General features: G+C 46.7%; 1 protein-coding gene. It reads left to right on the forward strand.

The window, feature by feature from the left end; genetic code table 11:
* A partial coding sequence (locus A3735_RS15260; protein ID WP_197485904.1) for an efflux RND transporter permease subunit occupies nucleotides 1-999 on the forward strand: 999 nt, incomplete at both ends.

The following is a 999-nucleotide window of genomic DNA, read 5'->3' on the forward strand; positions in this document are numbered from 1 at the left end:
GCACCTGATATGAGTGCTGACGCGATTGCTGGTGCCTTATGGGGGCAGTTTATGGGAATAGATGAAGCCTTTACGGTTATTTTTCCTCCGCCTCCCGTTATCGGTTTAGGCACTACTGGTGGCTTTAAACTGCAGATTGAGGATAGGGCAAACCTGGGCTATGAACGCTTGTTTCAGGAAACACAAAAGGTTGTAGGCCAAGCCTGGCAAACGCCAGAGTTAACACAGGTTTTCTCTTTCTTTCAGGTTAATGTACCGCAAATAGAAATTAACGTTGATAGAGAGAAGGCTAAAGTTCATGGTGTAGCGATATCAGATATTTTTGATACCTTGCAAGCCTATATGGGCTCGGTATATGTCAATGATGTCAATTTATTTGGTCGCACTTATCAGGTCAATGTGCAGGCCGATGAAGCCTTTAGAGTAGATGAAACGCAGCTGGAAAAGCTAAAAGTGCGCAACCGTGAGGGATCAATGGTGCCGCTTGCTTCGTTTGTAACGGTGCAGCACGGCGCTGGTCCAAACCGCGTTTCTAAGTACAACGGCTATCCGGCGGCTGACCTAAATGGACAAGCCAAGCCCGGTTATAGTTCTGGTCAAGCAGAAGCAGCCATCACAGCTATTCTCGACCGCTCTTTACCAAATGGGATGGCTTATGAATGGACAGATCTGAAGTATCAGCAGATTCTAGCGGGTAATACGGCTATCTATATTTTCCCCTTGGTTGTTTTACTGGTCTTCCTAGTGTTGGCCGCGCAGTATGAGTCATGGTCGTTGCCACTGGCGATTATCTTGATTGTGCCAATGGTTTTGTTGTCAGCGATGACGGGTATTATTTTGTGGGGTTTGACTAACAATATCTTCACGCAAATAGGTTTTATTGTGCTGGTTGGGCTGGCTGCGAAGAACGCCATTCTTATCGTTGAGTTTGCCAAAGAGAAAGAAGATAGTGGCATGGGGTTGCTTGAGGCGACGCTTGAAGCCAGCCGCTTGCGTTTA

The sequence above is a fragment of the Oleiphilus sp. HI0061 genome (assembly GCF_001635675.1).